The following is an 18,550-nucleotide window of genomic DNA, read 5'->3' as shown; positions in this document are numbered from 1 at the left end:
GTTCGCTGCGTTCGCTGCGCTGGCACCTTGGCTGCACAGGAAGTTGATCTGCGGCTGGGGGTGTGCGGTGGGGGCAATTCGCCGCGTCCGTGAGCGTCCGTCCTGAGGGGCGCGCGGTGGTGGAGGACCGGGCCTGGAGCGAGGTGTCCTGTAGCCTCTCGCCGCTGATGTCGTAATCTCACAGGCCGTGTCGTACCGATGTCGCATACGACATCACCGTGAGACTAGCGCGTGCGTGCTGCTGCTCAGTGCCTCGTCTCGTACCTGGTCAGGACCACGCCGCCGGGAAACGTCCGCGTCTCCACCAGGTTCAGGTTCACCCAGCTGTCCAGCGCGGTGAAGAACGGCGTGCCGCTGCCCACCAGGACCGGATGGGCGGCGATCGCGTACTCGTCGATCAGCCCGGCGCGCATGGCCGCCCCGGCGAGCGTTGCGCCGCCGATGTTCATTGGGCCGCCGTCCTCGGCCTTGAGCCGGGTGATCTCGGCGATCGCGTCGCCGGTGACCAGGCGGGTGTTCCAGTCGACCTTGTCGATCGTCGAGGAGAACACCACCTTCGGCGTGTCCCGCCAGTTCCGCGCGAACTCGATCTCCGCCGGGGTGGCGTTGGGCTGCTGGTCGCCGGTCGGCCAGTAGGAGCTCATCGTCTCCCACAGCTTGCGCCCATACAGCGACAGGCCACTCGCCTGCTCGTGGTCGAGCCACCACTGGAACAGCTCGTCGCTCGGCGGTCCGCTCCAGCCGATGTCGTCGCCGGCCGCGGCGATGTAGCCGTCCAGGGTCAGGTTCATGCCGTAGATCAGTTTCCGCAAGGCGCAGCCTTCCGTCCGTGGGTGTCCGGCGTATAGACCAGCGCGGCGCGGGAAACTCATCGGTGCGCGATCTGGGCTCGCCGGTAGTCCTCGTGCTCGGGGCTCAGCGTGGTGTACTCGGCCGACTCGGGCAAGCCGCCTGATCTCGACCTCGCCCTCGCGAGGAAATGCCACGGATTTGAGACTGATCACGGGTGACAAGGCCGTGGGACAGCCAAGAACGCCCAGGTCACGCAAGATCGATATGTCACGAGCGGCGAGACCCTACAGGGCCCGGTCTCGTGGGGACGCACCCCATGGGACCGGGCCCTGCCGTGTCATGTCATGCCGTGTCATGTCGTGTCGTGCCAGGAGGCCGGGTCGGCCGTGCCGGGCCGCCTTCGGCGTCGTTCGGTTTGCCGCGGGCGAGTTGCCGGGTCGGCCGACCCGGACCGGGGCGAGGGCCGACGGGGGCCGGTACGGCATGGATACGGGCGCTTTAGGGTGGCCGGTGGAGGCCACGGCACCGGCCGGGGAGCGAGAGGAGGGCGCGGAGCGTGAGCGGCGACGGGCGGGAGCTGGGCGAGGCCCGGCGCGAGCACTGGCAGCGGACCTACGGCTCGCACCCGGGCATGTACGGGCAGGAGCCCTCACTGCCCGCGAGGTACGCCGCCGGGGTCTTCCGGGAGGCGGGGGTCGCGGACGTGCTGGAGCTGGGCGCGGGACACGGCCGCGACGCGCTGTACTTCGCGCGGGAGGGCTTCACCGTACGGGCCCTGGACTTCTCGGCCACCGGGCTGGAGCGGTTGCGCGTCGACGCCGACCGCCGGGGAGTGGGCGGGCGGGTGACCACCGCGGTGCACGACGTGCGCGATCCCCTGCCGCTGGCGGACGCGTCGGTGGACGCCGTGTTCGCGCACATGCTGCTGTGCATGGCCCTGTCCACCGAGGAGATCCACGCCGTGGCCGGGGAGGTCCGGCGCGTGCTGAGGCCCGGGGGCGTCTTCGTCTACACGGTGAGGCACACCGGTGACGCCCACTACGGTTCCGGCGAGGCCCTTGGCGACGACATCCACGAGCACGGCGGTTTCGCGGTGCACTTCTTCTCCCGGGGCCTGGTCGACGCCCTCGCCGAGGGCTGGACCCTGAACGAGGTCCACGCCTTCGAAGAGGGCGAGCTCCCTCGTCGCCTGTGGCGCGTCACCCAGTCCCTGGCCCGGTGAGGTCCGGATGACCACCGCTCCCACCCCGCCCGCGGGTCTCACCGTCGACGGCACCGGACTGCTCTGCGTCACGCTCCTGCTCCGCCTGAGAAAGGCGATCGACGGCGCGGAGGCGGGCACCGTCGTGCATGTGATCGCCACCGACCCGGCCGCTCCGCTCGACCTGCCAGCCTGGTGCCACATGACCGGTCACGAGTACCTCGGCCCCCTCCCCGGCGAGCAGCCGGTGTACGCCTTGCGGCTGTCCGCGGACGCCCGCCCCACCCGGCCCGACCGGCCGTGGCACCGGGCCGGGGACTGACCCGTACGCGCTGTGGGCACGGGCTCTCCGGGCATGGGTTCTCCGGACCGGCAGGTGCCCGCCTCCCCGGCCACCGCCCCTGACCCGTTTGCTTCGGCCGGGCGGCGGCGGGCGCGCGGCCTCGCATAGCGTGAACCATCGGGCACCCGGAGCAGTCGACCGACGTGCGGGTGGCCTGCTGGCCGGCCTCCGTCCCCGGCCGCCCTCCCCGACCCGCGGAGGCCGCACATGAAGCTCGGCTTGCACTACTGGAACTACTCGACCCCGGCCGACCCCGCCCTCATCGCGCCGACCCTCGCGGAGTCCGTACGCGTCGCCGAACAGGCGGACATCGCCTCGTTCACCGTGATGGACCACTACTTCCAGATGGAGACCGGGCAGACCGTCGCCGACGATCCGATGCTGGAGGGGTACACCACCCTCGGCTACGCGGCGGCGCTGAGCGAACGGATGACGCTCGGCCTGATGGTCACGGGCGTGATGTACCGGCACCCCGGCCTGCTGGCGAAGATCGTCACCACGCTCGACGTACTGTCCGGCGGCCGGGCCAGGCTCGGCATCGGGGCCTCCTGGTACGAGCGGGAGCAGTACGGGCTCGGCGTGCCGGTCGTCCCGGTCGCCGAACGGTTCGAACGGCTGGAGGAGACGATCCTCATCTGCCTCCAGATGTGGAGCGACGACAACGGCCCGTTCCGCGGCCGTCACTACCAGCTCGCCGAGACCCTGTGCGTACCCGAACCCATCGGCGAACGCCCGCCGATCATGATCGGCGGCGGAGGCGAGCGGAAGACGCTGCGTCTGGTCGCCCGGTACGCGGACGCCTGCAACCTGTTCGCCACCGGCCCGGAGGAGGTCGCCCAGAAGCTAGGGGTGCTGCGCGCGCACTGCGCGGCGGAGGGCCGTGACTACGACGCCGTCGAGAAGACCGTGATGTACAACGGGCCGGTACTGGAGAGACCGGACAGGTTCCTCGCCGACGCGGAGGCGTACGCGCGTCTGGGCATCGGGGAGATCCAGGTCCTCCCGGACCGCCATCCGGTCAGCTTCACCCACCAGATCGCCGAGCACATCGCGCCCCGGGTGGCGACGATCTGACCGGTCCCACCCCGGTGCGGGGTTCAAGCGGGGCCACGCCACAGGGCGGACGGGCCCCGGACGAGCAGGGCCCCGGGTGGACAGGGGGCCGAGGGGCCGGCTGGGCAGGGGCACGGAGGCGGACAGGCCAGGGCCCACGCGTCCGGGCCGGGACCCATGCGTCCGGGGCAGGCCCCGAGGGGCCGGACGGACAGGCCGGGGTTTGTGTGTCCGGCCGGGGCCCGGGCGTCCCGGGCAGGGCCCCGGCCCGTTGCTCAGACCCCGGTGGTGCCGTCGACGATCTCCCGGATCAGGTCGAGATGGCCGTTGTGCCGGGCGGTCTCCTCGATCAGATGCAGAACGATCCAGCGCAGGTCGGGATGTCTGCCGTCCGCGCGCGGACGCTTGGCGGGCGTGTCCAGGTCGTGGGACGCGACCAGTTCGCGGTAGCGGGCGGTCCGTGCCTCGTACGCCGACAGCACGTCCGCGAGTGGCATGTCCACCGCGATGCGCATCTCGCGGTCGGGGTCCTCCTCCGTCCAGGGCCCCTCGTCCTCACCGCCGAGGAACGCCACCTCGAACCAGTAGTACTCGACCCAGCTGAGGTGGTTGATCAGCCCGGCGATCGTCATCAGGGGGGAGCCGGGGAGCGGGGCCCGGCGGGCGTCCTCCGGCGAGATCCCCTCGCATTTGGCGCGCGCCGTGTCGCGTGCGTAGTCGAGGAAGGTGGCCAGCTGGGTGCGCTCGTCCCAAGCGGGAGGCGAATCGGTGCGTGTCATCGGCGTACACGATCTGGCATCCGGGGACCCCTGTCCACCGCATTGTCCCAATGGGGCCCGTGGCTGGGTCCGTGGGCCCACGCCCGGGCGGGCGTGGCTCATTACGCTCGTACCGACCAATCGTGAGCCCCTGGGCGGCGCCGCCACGAGCGCCCGTCCGGCGTGTCCACGCGCACCTTGATCTGCACGCTCCACCTGATTCCGTTTCATGGGGTGATGTGTCGATGAGTGATGGTTTCTTCTACTCGTACCACCTCGGCTGGAGCCGCCCCGATGCCGAGTCGCTTCTCGGCGACCTCGACGCGGCGGGACTCCGGCTCAACCACCCCGTCACCAGGCGGGTCACACTGATCGGGCCGGGGCCCGACCCGTGGGGCACCCTGTCGTGGGTGACCCGGGAACAACTCGTGCTGCTGGCCGGTCTGCAACGGATCGACAGCGTCGACTTCCTGCTCTGGACGGACGGCGGGACCGACGTTCCGGCACGGGTCAGGAAGACGGGCGACGGCGTCGTCGCGCTCGAATTCGGCCTCGGACAGCTGACGCGGGACGAGCAGGAACTCGCCGCGCGGGCCATCCGGGAGGCGATAGGGCGGGCATCGGTGCTCTGCATCGGGTTCGTCGTCGACCGGGAGGGCGCCTCCGCCGCGACCGACTGGAACGGGGTCGTCGTCAACGGGACGACGTTCTTCGACAGTTGGCCCGACACGCTCGCCGTGCGGCACGAGATCGCCGCGATGCAGCCGCAGTTGTCCGGGGTGGCGTCTTTCGACCAGTCGCCGTGGATGCTGTTCGGGAGCGAGGTCCCCAGCCGATAGGCGGCGGGGCGGTCCTCAGAGCCAGCCCCGCATCGCCGCGAAGCCCGCCAGCAGCCCCACCGCGAACACCCCCAGCATGAGCGCGAACAGCGCGGGCATCACCACCGGGCCCCATGCCCCCGGCCCGGCCACCGTGGCGTGCTTCGCCGGGTCGGCCGGGTCGTAGCTGACCCGGACGGGCGCCCCGACCTCGAAGCCGAACGGCCCCGGGGCGTGGTCGGTGAACTCGATCTCGCGGCCGTCGCGGGTCCGGAACGCGAAGACGTACTCGACGGCGTAGCCGCGGTCCGAGCCCGGGCCCCGGTCGACCGTCCGGCGGTCCGCGCACCGCCCCTCGACGTGCTCGCCGTGCCGGATCAGCCGCAGCACCCGGCGCAGCCGCAGCGCGGACCGGACGGCGAACGCGCCGAGGAGCAGGCCGAACAGAAGCAGGAAGGTGGCCGTGCCCCCGGGCAGGATCTGCATGAACGAGTGCTCCTGATCCGTCGACTCGACTCCGTGAGTGCGCTGCTGCTGAGTGCGCCGATGCGTGGCCGGACTGCTCCACGGACGCGCCGCCGCGTGTCCGCCCGACGCTACCGGGATTGATCGCAGTACACCGCCTTCAGGGCAGTGGTGAAGCGGTTCTCGGAACTTCCGGCCCGCTGGTCACAGCGGGCGATTGTGCTGTTCGATGTACGGGTGGACGATCGGCAGTGGAGCCCCGTCGGCTGATCCGGCGAGGTAGGACCTCGACCACAGGTTGTCGGTTCGCCAGTAGTGCTGCACCAGGTCGGGGAACTTCTGGCGCAGTCTGCGGGAGCTGACGCCCTTCAGGCTGTTGACCGGCTTGGAGACGGCGCCTTGGGCGGGACGCTCACCAGGAGGTGGGCGTGGTCGGCCTCGCTGTTGAACTCGGCCAGTTCGGTCGCGAAGTCGGTGCGTACGTCCCGCAAGGCCACGGGGTCGAAGAACCGGGCCAGGGCCCGGATCAAGGTTGCCCGCGCCCATGCCCGGACCGCCGATGCGCGGCGCGAGTTCCACACCAGCTCTCCACAGAGATCATCCGCGAGAACCAAGCGGTTGCGGTGGAAGACCTGATGGTCAAGGGTCTCGCCCGTACCCGCCTCGCGAAGTCCGTGCACGACGCCGGATGGTCGGACTGGCCGTGTCAGCCTGCGGAGCGCTGGTAGGACCGGGACCCGTCCCGGCACAGCGCAAAGAACCAGGAACCCACCGAGACGGTCAGCCGACCGTGGCAGGAATCCCCACCCTTCAGGGAGGGGAGCGGAAGTCAATTGACCGTGATCGACTCGACGAACGCGTCGAGGTCCTGCCGGCTCAGCGAGCCCTTGACCGCGTTGATCCGTACGGCGAACGGCACGTGCTTCGAATCGACGCCCGCGACCACGACGCCCGTCATCGGCGTGCCCTGCGCCGGGGTCCGGTCCTTGCCGCTCGACGTGAACTCGTAGTCGATCCTTCGGGCGTCCCGGGCGCTCTCCGGCCCCGTGAGCCGCACGTCCGAGGTCTCCTTGCGGGTCGCTCCGAGGCCGATGCCCGCACCTGCGGCGGCCGCCGCCTCACCGGCGTCGTCCACGCCCGTGGCGAAGTCGAGCTGCACGGAGACCATGCCGGTGCGCAGCCCGTCCTCCTCCTTGAGCGCCACGGCGGCGTTCGCCTTCGCGCGCTCGGCGGCGGGCTGCTCCTTGTACCCCTTCTTCTCGGGGTACCCGACGGACAGGCTCTTCGTGTCCAGCGTGCCCCAGCCCTCCGGGACGGAAGCGGCCTCGTCGCCGCAGCCCGTGAGCAGGGTGAGACCGATGGCGGCGGCGGTGACCGCGCCGATTGCCCGGGACATCTTCATCGTCGTCGTCATCGTCCATCGCCTCTTCGTCGTGCGTGATTTCCGTGCGCCGTCGTCGAAACGGGCGGCCGTACCCGTGGCCGGTGCCCTTTCCGGCGCCGATGCCTCTCACGGCACCCGCGCCCTTCCCGGCACTACAGCTACAGGTACGGCCGCCCCTTTGGCTACCCGTGCCGACGACCCGCGCCGGCACGGCCGTGCTCCCTCGTCCAGCGGCTCCGCGCTACTTCGCGCAGTAGCTGTACGGGAGGTAGGAGCGCTTGTCGCCGTTCGGGGCCCCGAGGAACTCCGCGTCCGTCAGGGTCTCCTTCTTGTGTTCGTCCGAGATCGAGAACCCGAGGCTCATGCCGAGCGAGACCTCGAAGCCGAACTCCTGGGCGTCCGTCTGACCGTGGTACTTCATGGTGCTCGACAGGCCGTCCTGGAACATCAGCTGCTCGAACGGGTCGGTTCCGGTCGGCTTCTGCTGCATGGAGCGGTCGCCGAACATGTACTCGAACGGAGCGGTGTTGTTGCCGGAGCCGTTCAGCCACTGCTCCGCGACGGCCCGCTTGTCCTCGGTGGCCTGGTCGGTGTCCTTGCCGAAGATGATCGAGTTCGTCGTCACCTCGATGCCGGTGTCGCCGGAGGAGTCGGTGCCACTGACCTTGCCGCCGCGCTTGTCGCCGTCCTTCTTGCCGTTGTCGCCGCTGATGTCGCCCTTGTTGGCGGTCGAACCGCCCTCATGGGTCTGGGTCATGTCGATGCGGACGATCTTGCCGGTCTTCTGGTCGCGGGTGACGGTGATCGCCCCGGTCCGGCTGTCCTTCGCGGAGGCGGCGCCGCCGTACGGGCCGGCCGTGCCGCTGACCTTGCCCTCCAGTTCGAGCTTGGCGGTGTACGTGTACGACTCGTTGCCGTTCACGTCGTCCTTGGTGATGGTCACCTCGGGGGAGAACTTGGCCTTGCCACCGAGCTTGGCGCCCAGCTTGGACTCGTCGCCCGAGCTGATGGAGAGACCGCCGTCGGCGTACGCGTTGAGACCGATCGTCGAGTACGAGATCTTCTTGTCGCCGATCTTCTTCTCGACGTCCTTCTTCTTGTCGGCCCACTTCATGCCGGAGTACCAGCCACCGCCGTAGCCACCGCTGTACTTGGTGGAGGTCTCCCACATCTTCATCTCTTCGATGTCGTCGCGCATCTTCTGGGCCTCTTCCTCGCTCTTGAAGACCCAGGTGTCACCATTGGTGATCTTGATGCCGCCACCGACGTCGACGTCCGCCTTGCCCAGCTTGCCGAGCTTGACGCCGGGGGTGCTGGCGGTGGCCCCGGCGGACGCGGCGTCCGTGAACGTCATGTAGACCAGCTTGTCGTTGTCGTCGACCTTGCCGTCGCCGTTCACGTCCGTGTTGGCCTGGCTGACCTTCTGCTGGAAGCCGTACTCGTTGCCCCACTCGAACCAGCCGATCTTGACCTTGCCGCCGACGGTGTCGGAGATGCTGGAGACCTGGCACATCTTGGGCTCGTAGTCGGCGTCCGTCTTCGGCTTCGCGGTGGTGTCGCCGCCGCCGCCCGAGGAGCAGCTGCCACCGCCGCCGCCCATCGAGCTGATCACGCAGAGGATGCGCTCGCCGATCTGCCCGCCGATGCCCGCCACGGCCATCGCGCCGATCATCGTGACGACAAGGACGATCACCCCGAGGTACTCCATCGCGGTGGCCCCGCTGTCCCGCCAGGAGTACGGGTAGGACGTGGGCGACTCCTGGTCCTCGCGGTCCTCCAGCAGCCGGTGCACGGCCAGTCCCGCTGCGGAGCCGGTCGCCAGTGTGACGACCGGCATCAACGTGCCCTCGAAGCCCACGAGATGCCAGGAGACGGCGAGTCCGTAGACGACCGCGGCCACCGGGACACCCAGCGCGGCGAGCAGCGTCAGCACCCGGGACTCGCGCCGCTCGTACGGGAGCACACGGACCGAGGCGAGGACCGTGAGCACCGTGGTGATGACGTTCGGCACGTGCAGCAGGCCGAGACGCCAGCCGAACGAGGCGAGTCGCTCCTCGGTGGCGAGCAGCTCGACGAGCCCGCGCGACACCAGGTATCCGGCGGCGATGTAGACCAGGGCACCGGCGGCCCAACTGCGGGTCAGGGCGAAGAAGACGCCGCTGCCCGCACCGGAGGCACCACCTCCGCCCCCCGGTGGTATGTGGCCCGCGTTTCCGCTTCCCCAGCCCCCGCCACCCGTCACGGTTCTTCCTCTCCGACGCCCACGTGCCCTGCCCGTACCCGCCGTTGTGCATGCGGGTGTGGACGTGAGCGTACGGACGTACGAGCCGGGTGACCTGGGCCCTTGGCCCCAAAGTCGGGCCCAACGGCCGATGCCCCGCACCGCCCGCGAGGGATGCGGGGGAGAGCGGGGCAGCGGCGCGGGGAGGCCCGGGGCGGGAGGTACGGGACGGGTGGTGGAGGTCAGTCCAGGTCGTCCGCGAACGTTCCCGCCCGCTCCGCCACTTCCGGCTTCCGCACCCGCAGCACCGCGAAGCCGACGACTCCGAGGACCAGCGCGCCGACGAACACGTACGGCAGCACGTTCAGCGGCCACTCCGGCACGGGCCACAGGTTGCGGTAGAAGACGTAGATCATCGCGGCGGCGCCGATCAGCCCCAGACCCCAGGTGAGAAGCAGACCGCGGGCCCCGATCCGGCGCACGAACAGGGGCGCGGCCAGACACACCAGGGTGTAGCTCAGCATGTAGCCGAAGACGCCGATGGTGTCGATGTACGTCGTCGCGTCCAGCGGCGCGGTCCCGGCGCCGACCACGAGCACCGCCGGGAGGGCGATGAACGGGGTGACGGCCCAGATCGCCGCGGACGGGGTCCGGTGGCGCGGGTGGGCGACACCGAGCCGGGCCGGCATCACGCCCTCGTTCGCCATGCCGAACAGCAGCCGGGCGGCGACGGTGACACAGGCCATGACCACGGCCACGAACGACGCGGCGAAGCCCGCGTGCAGGAAGAACTTCAGGAAGCCGAGACCGGACATCTCCGCCAGCTCGTCCATCGGGTCGGAGCTCTTCCCCAGCGCGTCCGCGCCGCCGAACCCGGCGACCTGCGCGTACGTCGCGAACATGTAGAGCACACCGGCCAGCACCGCGCTGCCCATCACCGAGCGGGGGATCGCCTTGTACGGGTCGGTGGCCTCGGCGCCGAGCGAGGCGGCGCCCTCGAAGCCGACGAAGCCGAGCACGCCCAGCACCACGGCGAAGACGATCCCGTCGAGGGTGGAGCCGCTCAGGCTCAGCTGGTCGGTGTCGATGACGTTCCCGCTCTTGAAGAAGGCGGGGAGCAGGACGACGACGATGAGGACGATCGACACGACCTCCAGCACGGAGGCGACCCGCGCCGCCGTCCGCACACTGGCGATCGTCAGCCGCACGGCGACCGCGGCCAGCAGCACGTCGAGCAGGATCTGGCCGGTGACCCCGGTGAACAGACCGATGCCGATCTGGTCGAGGGCGCGCGCCGTGTAGTACCCGGCGCCCGCGAGGGAGCCCGAGCCGATGCACACCGCCCCGATGAGCAGCGCCCATCCGGTCACGAAGGATCCGGGCGCCCCGAGCGAGAGCCGGGAGAACGCGTACAGCGAACCCACCCCGGCGCGCCTGCGGGCGAAGACGCAGATGCAGTACGCGATGGCCAGGACGGCGGCCATGGCCAGGAAGAACGAGAACCAGGCGCCGTTGCCGGCGGACGCCGCCATGCTGGCGGGCGCGAACGCGATGACGGCGCTGGGCGCGACGTTCGCGACGCTCTGCGCGCCGACCTCGAACGTGGAGACGGAGCGGTGGGCCAGCCCGTCGGCCTGCTGGTGCGCGGCGCCCCGCGATCCGGTCCGGGGACCGGGCTGCTGCCCGGTCTGCTTTTCGGCGGTGCTCATGTGCGGTTCTCCTCCTTCTCCGTCTCCATCATCAGCAGCTGGCGCAGGGCGTGGCCCGAGGCGAGGTCGGCCAGGGCGTCGCCCGCCTCGTCCAGCGGACGGCGGGCCGAGATCATCGACTCCACGTCGAGGTCGCCGGACACCACGAGGTCCACCAGGGCCGGGATGTCACGGGCGGCGTCGACCGAGCCGTAGTTGGAACCGAGGATGCGCTGGTCGGCCTCGGCGAGCGCGAGCGGGTCGAAGCGCGCGGTGCGGCCGGCCGGCGGCAGGCCGACGATCACGGCGGCGCCGCCCTGCCCGAGCGCCGCGATGGACTGCTCGGTGGTCTCGATCTTGCCGATGGCGTCGAACACGTAGTCCAGGCCCTCCGGGACCAGGGCCCGCAGTGCCTCGACGACACCGCCGTCCCGCGCGTCGACCGCGTCCGTCGCACCGAGCCTACGTGCCAGCTCCAGTTTTTCCGGTACGACGTCGACGGCTACGATCCGGCCGGCCTTCGCCAGCCGGGCGCCCTGCACGCAGGACAGCCCGACACCGCCGCACCCGATGACGGCGACCGTGGCCCCCGGCCCGACGCCCGCGGTGTTGCGCACCGCGCCGACACCGGTGGCGATGGCGCAGCCGACCAGCGCGATCACGTCGAGCGGCGCGTCCTCGCGCACCTTGATCGCACCGGAGGCGGGGACGACGACCCGCTCGGCGAACGAGGAGACGCCGAGGTAGTGGTGGGCCGGTTCGCCGTCGATCGAGAGCCGACTGGTGCCGTCGTACAGCACCCCGCCGGGCGCGACGAGCTCGGCGACCAGGCTGCACGCGGCCGGGCGTCCGGAGACGCAGAATCGGCAGGTGCCGCAGGACGGGACCCAGGAGAGCACGACGTGGTCGCCCGGTCCGAGGCCGGTGACGCCCTCGCCGACCGAGGTGACCACGCCCGAGCCCTCGTGCCCCAGCACGACGGGGACGGGGTGGTCCCACTCGCCGCGGATGACGTGCAGATCGGAGTGGCAGACGCCGGCCGCGGCGACGGCGACCTCGACCTCTCCGGGGCCGGGCGGGGCCAGGGTGACGTCGGTGACGGTCACCTCCTGCCCGGGTGAGCGGAAGATTGCGCCGCGCACGGTGCGTGCGGTGCTCTTCTGGGAGGACGGGGAGCTCATGGGCTACTCCTCGGGTGGTGCGGGACAAGCAGGGGGAGGGGGAGGGCGGGCGTCACGGGGACGGGACGGCCACCGGGGCGCCTTGTTTAGCGCCATTAAACTTTCGTCAGAGTTTTACAGCACTAAACTCGACGGGTAAAGACCCTTCCGACATGTGCTCCGATATGTGTTCGTCCCCGGCCACTCCCCGTGACCCCACCGCCAGGTAGCGTGTCCGCCATGTCCGCAGCCCCTGACAGCCACATGTCCACGATCGGTCCGCGGCTGCGCGAGCTCCGCCTGGCGCAGCGGCTGACGCTCGCTCAGATCGCCGAGGCGGCGGGCGTCACCAAGGGCTTCGTCAGCCTCGCCGAGCGCGGCAAGACCTCGGTCTCCGTGCCCACCCTGATCCGCATCTGCGAGGCGCTGGGCACGGGCATCGCCACGCTCTTCGACTATCCGGACCAGGACGTCGTCAAGAGCGGCCGGGGCGCCAGGCTGGAGATGGGCGGGCACGGCATCGAGGAGTTCCTCCTCACCCCCGCCGAGGAACGGCACGTCCAGGTCATGCGGACGATCCTGAGCCCCGGCGGCGGCTCGGGCGGCGCGTACAGCCTGGAGGCCGAGACGGTCTTCGCCTATCTGGTACGGGGCACGCTGCGGCTGACGGTGGACGGCGAGCCCAGGTTCCTGGAGGCGGGGGACTCGACGACGTTCTCGGCGCGGGCCGCCCACGCCTGGGACAACCCGGGCGGGGACGAGGCCGAGGTCCTGTGGTCGATCGCCCCGGCGCTGCCGCGCTCCCGTACCAAGCTGCGGTCATAGGGCGGCCGGACGCGTACCCGCCCCATCCGCGCGCGGCTGCCGCGCCCCGGCGCGTGCCCGGCAAACCTTTCCGGCCACAGCACTAGCGCACCCGGTCCGTCTCCTCCTGGACGATGCTCACCCGCGTCCCCGGCCGCAGCCCCCACGTCTCCATCGCCCCCGCCTCCGACTCGATCACGTGCCGGGCCCGCAGCCGGGGCAGCCCGAGCCGGCCCGGCTTCATCGTGCGGACGGCGATCACGTTGAACTTCCGGTCCACGTACGCCACATCGATGGTGAACCGCATCCCGAAGGTGTGCACGCTCCCGCACGGGGTGATCAGCAGGGCGCCGTCGATCCCGTCCTGTCCGAGCAGTCCCCGGCTCCTGGTCCGGTACGTGGCCGCGATCCGCAGCGGTATCGCCGCTGCCTCCGGTGTCTCCGGTGCTCCTGGCCCCTGCCCCTCCCGTGCGTCGGTGACCGTCAACGTGCCGTTGCCATTGCGCCATTGAGCCATGGCCACGACGGTAGCGTCCGGTGACGGCCGCTGGGTCCGGAACGGTACGAGGTGGGCCCCAGGACCCATGACCCGTGTCCGGTGCCCGCCTAGGGTCGGCAACGTGTACGCCATGCTGACAGCGCTCGCCGCACTCTGGGGAGCGGCGTCGGGGCTGCTGGTCCCGCGCGCCGCCTACCGGTTCTCCGTCGAACCGGAGGAGACCTGGCGCGACACCTGCCCCGAGGGCCACGCCCTGACCGGGGCCCTCGGCGGCTGGCTCGGCTCCGCGCGGTGTGCCGCCTGCGCGGAGGCGGTGCCGGTGACGACCGCCACGGCCACCGGGTCCGGAGCCGAGGGCGGCGGTACGGGCGAGCCGGTCGGCGCTGCGGGGGGCACGGCCGCCGGGCCGAAGGGCGCGGGTCCGGACCCGGCCCCGGACCCGGGCGACGCGCCGGGTGACGCGGACGTCGTGCGGGCCGGGGCCCGTTACGCGCCCGGTGTGCTCGTGCCCGTGGTCACCGCCCTCGCCTGCGCCGTCCTCGCGGCGGCCGTCGGCCCCCGCCCCGAGCTCGCCGTGTGGCTGCTGCTGGCTCCCGTCGGCGCGCTCCTCGCGGCCATCGACCGACGGGTCCACCGGCTCCCCGACCAGCTGACCCTGCCCGCCGCCGGAGCTGTCACCGCGTTGCTCGGCGTCGCCGCGCTGCTTCCAGCACACGCCGGGAACTGGGTGTCCGGCCTCCTCGGCGGGGCGGCTCTCGGCGGCTTCTACTTCCTGCTCTTCCTGATCAACCCCAACGGAATGGGCTTCGGGGACGTCAAGCTCGCCCTGTCCCTGGGCGTGGCCCTCGGCTGGTACGGCTGGACGGTCCTGTTCGCCGGCGGGTTCGCGGGCTTCCTGCTCGGCGCGGTGTACGGGTTCGGGCTGATGGTCCTGAAGCGGGCCGGGCGCAAGACGGGCATCCCGTTCGGCCCCTTCATGATCACGGGCGCGCTGATCGGCATCCTCCTCGGCGGCCTGGCCGCCTGATCCGGCCCGCCGAAACGCGGTGGCGCCCGCCGCGCCCCGGCTGGCACGATCCCCGTATGTCCGGGACACCCGCAGAAGCACCACGACCAGAGCCAGGACCGGGAGCAGAAGCGACACGAGCGGCGGCAACGGCGACAGGGGTGACAGGGGCGCGAACGGCGGCGGAACGCGCGCGTTTCGACGTCCTCGTCGCCGAGGCGGCCGCCGTCCCCGTCGAGGGCTGGGACTTCTCCTGGCTCGACGGCCGGGCCACCGAACAGCGCCCCTCCTGGGGCTACGCCCGCGCCATGGCCGACCGGATGGGCCGCGCCGGGGCGGCGCTCGACATCCAGACCGGCGGGGGCGAGGTCCTCGCCTCCGTACCGAGGCTGCCGCCCCTCGTCGTGGCCACCGAGGCGTGGCCGCCGAACGTCGCCCGCGCCACCGCCCTGCTGCACCCGCTCGGCGTGGCCGTGGTCGCCGACACGGACGAGCCGCCGCTGCCGTTCGGGGACGGCGCCTTCGACCTGGTGGTCAGCCGGCATCCGGTGATCACCTGGTGGCCGGAGATCGCACGGGTGCTCGCGCCCGGGGGCACGTACTTCTCGCAGCAGGTCGGCCCGGCCAGCGTCTTCGAACTGGTCGAGTACTTCCTCGGCCCGCAGCCGCCCGAGGTGCGCGGCGCCCGCGACCCGGAACGGGCCCGGGCCGAGGCCGAGGCGGCCGGGCTCGACGTCGTCGATCTGCGGATGGAGAAGCTGCGTACCGAGTTCTTCGACATCGGCGCCGTCGTCTACTTCCTGCGGAAGGTGATCTGGATGGTGCCGGGCTTCACCGTCGAGGAGTACCGCCCGCGACTCGCCGAACTGCACCACCGGATCGAGACCGAGGGTCCGTTCGTCGCCCACACCACGCGGTTCCTGATCGAGGCACGCAAACCCGGGTAGGCCGCGGCCTCTGCTCACGGACAGGGGTGCGACCCTGTACGGAGAGTACGTGGGAGGGAACTGGCCATGAGGACGGGCGACGGACGAGGAGCGCCGCGGGTACCGCGGCAGGGCAGGGCGGACTGGCTCAGGGGTGCGCGCATCGTCGGGGTGTACGGCGTCCGCTACCGGCCGGAGGGTCTGATGGGGGAGCCCGAGGCCGTCGAGTTCCTGCTGGCAGACGGGCAATCGGTGCTGCTGACCTGCGCCTCCGACTGGACCCTGCGGGTCGGCCCCGGTTCGTGGCCGCGGCTGCCCACCTGGTGCGTGCCGTCCGGGCAGTGGGAGTTCGCCGCCGTGCCGAACCTGCCGCGGCCCCCCGAGGGCGGCTGGACCGTCACCCGTACCGAGGAACGCAGGGACGAGCGGGGCGAGGTGTGCGAGGCCGTCATCCGGTGCGAGGACGGGCGTTTCGTCGTCATCGGCGGCGAGACCCTGGCGGTCCGCTTCACCCGCGACCACCGCGGCGCACCGGCCACCGCCTGAGCCCTCCCGGTTTCGTGACGCGCCGCTCCGGGGCCGGGAGCGCACCGGAGTCCTGCAAGTTCGCAGAGTAATTGTGGAGTGGCGTGGCACGCAGCACCACTTACGAAGGGTTATGGTGGAAACCCCCCCTCGGGCCGGTCCGTAACCCCCCCCACGGACCGGCCCGTTTTTTGTGCGCCGGATCCGGGCCCGGTGTCCTGGCGCCGCATCCGCGCCGAGCCCTGTGCCACGGCCCTCCGCGCCGCCCCGTACGGGGGAAGACCGTCCGCCTGCCCGGGGGGAAGACCGCTCGCCGGTGGGGGAGGGCGCCCCGGCCGGACGGGGCCGTCAACGCGGATCGTCAAGGCAGCGCCCCGAAGGCCATCCGCCTCCCGAACTCCGTCCCGTCCCCGGCTCCGGCCCCGCCCGCGCGGGACCGGGCCCGGGCGTCTCCGTTCCCCCGGTCCCCGGCCCCTTCCGTCAGCCGCGTCCGGCCCAGATGTTGGTGCCCTCGGTGTCCACGGCGAAGGCGTCGATCTCCCGCAGCTCCTCGACGGACAGCGGTGGACCGGCGAGCGCCGCGACATTCTCCTCCAGCTGCCGCACGTTCGACGCGCCGATCAGCGCCGAGGTCATGCGGCCGTCCCGCAGTACCCAGTTCAGCGCCAGCTGGGCCAGCGACTGGCCGCGCCGGGCCGCTATGTCGTTCAGCCCGTTCAACCGGCGGACCACCTCCTGGGAGAGCAGCCCGGGGTCCAGCGACTTGCCCTGGGTGGCGCGCGAGCCCTCCGGGATGCCCGCCAGGTACTTGTTCGTGAGCAGGCCCTGGGCCAGCGGCACGAAGGAGATGCAGCCCATGCCGGCCGCCTCCAGGGTGTCGAGCAGCCCGTCTTCCTCGATCCAGCGGTTGATCATCGAGTAGGACGGCTGATGGATCAGGGCCGGTACGCCCATCTCCCTCAGCAGTCGGGCGGCCTCGGCGGTCTGCTCCGCGTCGTACGAGGACACACCCACGTACAGGGCCTTGCCCTGCTGGACCGCGGAGGCCAGCGCCCCCATCGTCTCCTCCAGCGGGGTGTCCGGGTCGAAGCGGTGCGAGTAGAAGATGTCGACGTAGTCGAGCCCCGTCCGCCGCAGTGAGGCGTCCAGCGACGACAGCAGGTACTTGCGGGAGCCCCACTCCCCGTACGGGCCGGGGTGCATCTCGTAACCGGCCTTGGTGGAGACGAGCAGCTCGTCCCGGTACGGAGCGAAGTCCTGCCGGAAGATCTTGCCGAAATTGAGCTCGGCGGAGCCCGGCGGAGGCCCGTAGTTGTTCGCCAGGTCGAAGTGGGTCACACCGAGATCGAAGGCGCGGCGCAGGATCGCACGCTGGGAGTCGAGCGTGCGGTCGTCGCCGAAGTTGTGCCAGAGGCCGAGGGAGACGGCGGGGAGCTTGAGCCCGCTGCGTCCGGTACGGCGGTATTCCATGGAGTCGTAGCGCGAACCGGCAGCCCGGTAGAAGAGAGGAGAATCAGTCACGTTTCCCTCCTTATCACGGACTTGTGACAGGCCGGGTTGGGCCGGTCTGCCGCCCGCGCAGTAATGTTGCGGTCCCGGGGACAGCGAGGGCACGCGCGGAGCGATGGACTTTGCGGGGCGGTGCGGCGATCCCCAGAGAGGCGACCCCGGACCCCGGTCGACGGGGCGGGCGGGCCCGCATGGAACCGAGAGGTGAACTCAGTGAACTTGCGCGACCTGGTGTACAGGCTCTATGCGCGCCGGGTGGAGGCCCGCCTCGACCACACCCAGGTGCCCAAGCACATCGGCGTCATCCTCGACGGCAACCGGCGCTGGGCGAAGGCGTCCGGCGGCACGGCCGCGCAGGGGCACCAGGCCGGGGCCGACAAGATCCAGGAACTGCTCGGCTGGTGCAGCGAGACCGATGTGGAGGTCGTCACTCTCTGGCTCCTGTCCACGGACAACTTCGACCGGCCCGAGTCCGAGCTGACCCCGCTCCTTCGCATCATCGAGAACACCGTGCGCGACCTCGCCGCGGACGGCCGCTGGCGCGTCCACCACGTCGGCACGCTCGACCTGCTGCCCGCGCACACCCAGACCGTCCTCAAGGAGGCCGAACAGGCCACCCTCGGCGTCGACGGAATACTGGTCAACGTCGCCGTCGGCTACGGCGGGCGCCAGGAGATCGCGGACGCGGTCCGCTCGCTGCTGCTGGAGCACTCGGACAAGGGCACCTCCTTCGAGGAGCTCGCGGAGATCGTCTCCACCGACCTGATCTCCGAGCACCTCTACACCCGGGGCCAGCCCGACCCCGACCTGGTCATCCGCACCAGCGGCGAGCAGCGGCTGTCCGGCTTCATGCTCTGGCAGAGCGCCCACTCCGAGTACTACTTCTGCGAGGTCTTCTGGCCGGCCTTCCGCCGCGTCGACTTCCTGCGCGCCCTGCGCGACTACGCGGCCCGCCACCGCCGCTTCGGCGGCTGACCCCGCACGGCGCGGGGCACCGCCGCGCCCGGAACACCGCCAGCGGGGGACGGCACCCCGCAAAGACGTCACCCGCGGGGGACGCCATCTGCGGGGACGGCATTCGCCGAGACACCACCTGCCGGGATGTCATATGCCCCGGACAGCGGCACCGCACAGCCGGGCCGTCACATGCCCGGGACACCTCACCCGGCCCGCCCGCGCCCACGGCGCGGCATGGCTTCGCGTGTTCGAGGGAATACCTCTGGCAGGTCGACGTCCGGTCGCAGGCAAGGCGGACGTCGTGTCCAAGTGAGCGGCATGGAGTCCGCTCGCCCGGGAGGCCCTTTGCACACGAAGGACCGTACACAGTGCGTCCGACGCGGAGGGCCGGTGCTCGGCCCGTGCATCGGGGCCGCAGCCCGGTCCGTCCTCTCCCATAGG

19 protein-coding genes and 1 pseudogene are annotated in these 18,550 nt (G+C 71.3%); 10 read left to right on the top strand and 10 right to left on the bottom strand.

What is annotated here, in order from left to right; all coding sequences use genetic code 11:
* Nucleotides 1–245: 245 nt before the first annotated feature.
* Entirely contained in the window at nt 246–812 is a 567-nt protein-coding gene (locus tag AB0E67_RS03495; protein ID WP_362020336.1) for a dihydrofolate reductase family protein, read from the bottom strand.
* Nucleotides 813–1,348: 536 nt separating this feature from the next.
* On the opposite strand from AB0E67_RS03495, the gene AB0E67_RS03490 reads away from it, so the two are divergent.
* The 3 genes from AB0E67_RS03490 to AB0E67_RS03480 all read left to right on the top strand — a co-directional run bounded on the left by AB0E67_RS03490 (nt 1,349) and on the right by AB0E67_RS03480 (nt 3,410).
* Nucleotides 1,349–2,014, top strand: coding sequence for a class I SAM-dependent methyltransferase (locus tag AB0E67_RS03490; RefSeq protein ID WP_362020333.1), 666 nt, complete (start codon nt 1,349–1,351; stop codon nt 2,012–2,014).
* A 7-nt stretch (nt 2,015–2,021) separates the two neighbouring features.
* Nucleotides 2,022–2,315 (top strand): sulfurtransferase TusA family protein, encoded by a 294-nt coding sequence (locus tag AB0E67_RS03485; protein ID WP_362020330.1) that lies wholly within the window; start codon nt 2,022–2,024, stop codon nt 2,313–2,315.
* A 228-nt stretch (nt 2,316–2,543) separates the two neighbouring features.
* Nucleotides 2,544–3,410, top strand: coding sequence for an LLM class F420-dependent oxidoreductase (locus AB0E67_RS03480; RefSeq protein ID WP_362020327.1), 867 nt, complete (start codon nt 2,544–2,546; stop codon nt 3,408–3,410).
* A 254-nt stretch (nt 3,411–3,664) separates the two neighbouring features.
* Here the strand turns inward: AB0E67_RS03480 and AB0E67_RS03475 are convergent, their stop codons facing one another.
* Nucleotides 3,665–4,168, bottom strand: a complete 504-nt coding sequence (locus AB0E67_RS03475; RefSeq protein ID WP_362020324.1) for a DinB family protein — start codon at nt 4,166–4,168, stop codon at nt 3,665–3,667.
* A 224-nt stretch (nt 4,169–4,392) separates the two neighbouring features.
* Here AB0E67_RS03475 and AB0E67_RS03470 point away from each other — a divergent pair, with 224 nt between their 5' ends.
* Nucleotides 4,393–4,986, top strand: coding sequence for a hypothetical protein (locus AB0E67_RS03470; protein ID WP_362020321.1), 594 nt, complete (start codon nt 4,393–4,395; stop codon nt 4,984–4,986).
* A 15-nt stretch (nt 4,987–5,001) separates the two neighbouring features.
* On the opposite strand, the gene AB0E67_RS03465 is transcribed toward AB0E67_RS03470, so the two are convergent.
* Both AB0E67_RS03465 and AB0E67_RS03460 read right to left on the bottom strand, forming a co-directional pair.
* Nucleotides 5,002–5,451 (bottom strand): DUF3592 domain-containing protein, encoded by a 450-nt coding sequence (locus AB0E67_RS03465; protein WP_362020319.1) that lies wholly within the window; start codon nt 5,449–5,451, stop codon nt 5,002–5,004.
* 183 nt (nt 5,452–5,634) lie between these two features.
* Nucleotides 5,635–5,976, bottom strand: a complete 342-nt coding sequence (locus AB0E67_RS03460; RefSeq protein WP_362021425.1) for a transposase — start codon at nt 5,974–5,976, stop codon at nt 5,635–5,637.
* On the opposite strand from AB0E67_RS03460, the pseudogene AB0E67_RS03455 reads away from it, so the two are divergent.
* A pseudogene (locus tag AB0E67_RS03455) lies at nt 5,914–6,220 on the top strand (transposase); the annotation flags it as partial. The gene AB0E67_RS03460 and the pseudogene AB0E67_RS03455 overlap by 63 nt on opposite strands.
* Nucleotides 6,221–6,259: 39 nt before the next feature.
* Here the strand turns inward: AB0E67_RS03455 and AB0E67_RS03450 are convergent.
* The 4 genes from AB0E67_RS03450 to AB0E67_RS03435 form a co-directional block, all read right to left on the bottom strand.
* Nucleotides 6,260–6,844: a hypothetical protein gene (locus tag AB0E67_RS03450; RefSeq protein ID WP_362020317.1), complete on the bottom strand. Its 585-nt coding sequence runs from the start codon at nt 6,842–6,844 to the stop codon at nt 6,260–6,262.
* A 211-nt stretch (nt 6,845–7,055) separates the two neighbouring features.
* The gene (locus tag AB0E67_RS03445; protein WP_362020314.1) at nt 7,056–9,056 is read right to left on the bottom strand and encodes a hypothetical protein; all 2,001 of its coding nucleotides are present in this window, start codon (nt 9,054–9,056) and stop codon (nt 7,056–7,058) included.
* Nucleotides 9,057–9,277: 221 nt separating this feature from the next.
* Nucleotides 9,278–10,744, bottom strand: coding sequence for an APC family permease (locus tag AB0E67_RS03440; protein WP_362020311.1), 1,467 nt, complete (start codon nt 10,742–10,744; stop codon nt 9,278–9,280).
* Nucleotides 10,741–11,904 (bottom strand): Zn-dependent alcohol dehydrogenase, encoded by a 1,164-nt coding sequence (locus AB0E67_RS03435; RefSeq protein WP_362020308.1) that lies wholly within the window; start codon nt 11,902–11,904, stop codon nt 10,741–10,743. Before AB0E67_RS03435 ends, AB0E67_RS03440 begins: the two co-directional genes overlap by 4 nt.
* A 219-nt stretch (nt 11,905–12,123) precedes the next feature.
* On the opposite strand from AB0E67_RS03435, the gene AB0E67_RS03430 reads away from it, so the two are divergent.
* On the top strand, nt 12,124–12,708 hold the full coding sequence (locus AB0E67_RS03430; RefSeq protein WP_351517484.1) for an XRE family transcriptional regulator: 585 nt from the start codon (nt 12,124–12,126) through the stop codon (nt 12,706–12,708).
* An 82-nt stretch (nt 12,709–12,790) separates the two neighbouring features.
* Here the strand turns inward: AB0E67_RS03430 and AB0E67_RS03425 are convergent, their stop codons facing one another.
* Nucleotides 12,791–13,204 (bottom strand): DUF192 domain-containing protein, encoded by a 414-nt coding sequence (locus AB0E67_RS03425; RefSeq protein WP_362020304.1) that lies wholly within the window; start codon nt 13,202–13,204, stop codon nt 12,791–12,793.
* A gap of 103 nt (nt 13,205–13,307) precedes the next feature.
* Here AB0E67_RS03425 and AB0E67_RS03420 point away from each other — a divergent pair, with 103 nt between their 5' ends.
* The 3 genes from AB0E67_RS03420 to AB0E67_RS03410 all read left to right on the top strand — a co-directional run bounded on the left by AB0E67_RS03420 (nt 13,308) and on the right by AB0E67_RS03410 (nt 15,664).
* A complete protein-coding gene (locus AB0E67_RS03420) occupies nt 13,308–14,213 on the top strand; it encodes an A24 family peptidase (RefSeq protein WP_362020301.1) in 906 nt (301 codons plus the stop codon).
* Between the two features lie 140 nt (nt 14,214–14,353).
* Nucleotides 14,354–15,139 (top strand): class I SAM-dependent methyltransferase, encoded by a 786-nt coding sequence (locus AB0E67_RS03415; protein WP_362020298.1) that lies wholly within the window; start codon nt 14,354–14,356, stop codon nt 15,137–15,139.
* Between the two features lie 66 nt (nt 15,140–15,205).
* Nucleotides 15,206–15,664, top strand: coding sequence for a hypothetical protein (locus AB0E67_RS03410; protein ID WP_362020295.1), 459 nt, complete (start codon nt 15,206–15,208; stop codon nt 15,662–15,664).
* Nucleotides 15,665–16,123: 459 nt separating this feature from the next.
* On the opposite strand, the gene mgrA is transcribed toward AB0E67_RS03410, so the two are convergent.
* On the bottom strand, nt 16,124–17,164 hold the full coding sequence (gene mgrA, locus AB0E67_RS03405) for an L-glyceraldehyde 3-phosphate reductase (protein ID WP_362020292.1): 1,041 nt from the start codon (nt 17,162–17,164) through the stop codon (nt 16,124–16,126).
* 201 nt (nt 17,165–17,365) lie between these two features.
* Between mgrA and AB0E67_RS03400 the strand changes: the two genes are divergently transcribed.
* Nucleotides 17,366–18,127: an isoprenyl transferase gene (locus AB0E67_RS03400; protein WP_351517511.1), complete on the top strand. Its 762-nt coding sequence runs from the start codon at nt 17,366–17,368 to the stop codon at nt 18,125–18,127.
* Nucleotides 18,128–18,550 lie beyond the last annotated feature (423 nt).

Source organism: Streptomyces sp. NPDC032161 (genome assembly GCF_040636995.1).
GTDB lineage: Bacteria > Actinomycetota > Actinomycetes > Streptomycetales > Streptomycetaceae > Streptomyces.
Note: the sequence above shows the minus strand (reverse complement) of the source record. Positions and strands in the feature narration are given on the sequence as shown.

Bases quoted from the DNA above. Each gene is read 5' to 3' on its own strand.
- AB0E67_RS03485 (WP_362020330.1), top strand. From the start codon at position 2,022: ATGACCACCGCTCCCACCCCGCCCGCGGGTCTCACCGTCGACGGCACC.
- AB0E67_RS03480 (WP_362020327.1), top strand. From the start codon at position 2,544: ATGAAGCTCGGCTTGCACTACTGGAACTACTCGACCCCGGCCGACCCC.
- AB0E67_RS03475 (WP_362020324.1), bottom strand. From the start codon at position 4,168: ATGACACGCACCGATTCGCCTCCCGCTTGGGACGAGCGCACCCAGCTG.
- AB0E67_RS03470 (WP_362020321.1), top strand. From the start codon at position 4,393: ATGAGTGATGGTTTCTTCTACTCGTACCACCTCGGCTGGAGCCGCCCC.
- AB0E67_RS03465 (WP_362020319.1), bottom strand. From the start codon at position 5,451: ATGCAGATCCTGCCCGGGGGCACGGCCACCTTCCTGCTTCTGTTCGGC.
- AB0E67_RS03460 (WP_362021425.1), bottom strand. From the start codon at position 5,976: ATGGGCGCGGGCAACCTTGATCCGGGCCCTGGCCCGGTTCTTCGACCC.
- AB0E67_RS03450 (WP_362020317.1), bottom strand. From the start codon at position 6,844: ATGACGACGACGATGAAGATGTCCCGGGCAATCGGCGCGGTCACCGCC.
- AB0E67_RS03440 (WP_362020311.1), bottom strand. From the start codon at position 10,744: ATGAGCACCGCCGAAAAGCAGACCGGGCAGCAGCCCGGTCCCCGGACC.
- AB0E67_RS03435 (WP_362020308.1), bottom strand. From the start codon at position 11,904: ATGAGCTCCCCGTCCTCCCAGAAGAGCACCGCACGCACCGTGCGCGGC.
- AB0E67_RS03430 (WP_351517484.1), top strand. From the start codon at position 12,124: ATGTCCGCAGCCCCTGACAGCCACATGTCCACGATCGGTCCGCGGCTG.
- AB0E67_RS03425 (WP_362020304.1), bottom strand. From the start codon at position 13,204: ATGGCTCAATGGCGCAATGGCAACGGCACGTTGACGGTCACCGACGCA.
- AB0E67_RS03410 (WP_362020295.1), top strand. From the start codon at position 15,206: ATGAGGACGGGCGACGGACGAGGAGCGCCGCGGGTACCGCGGCAGGGC.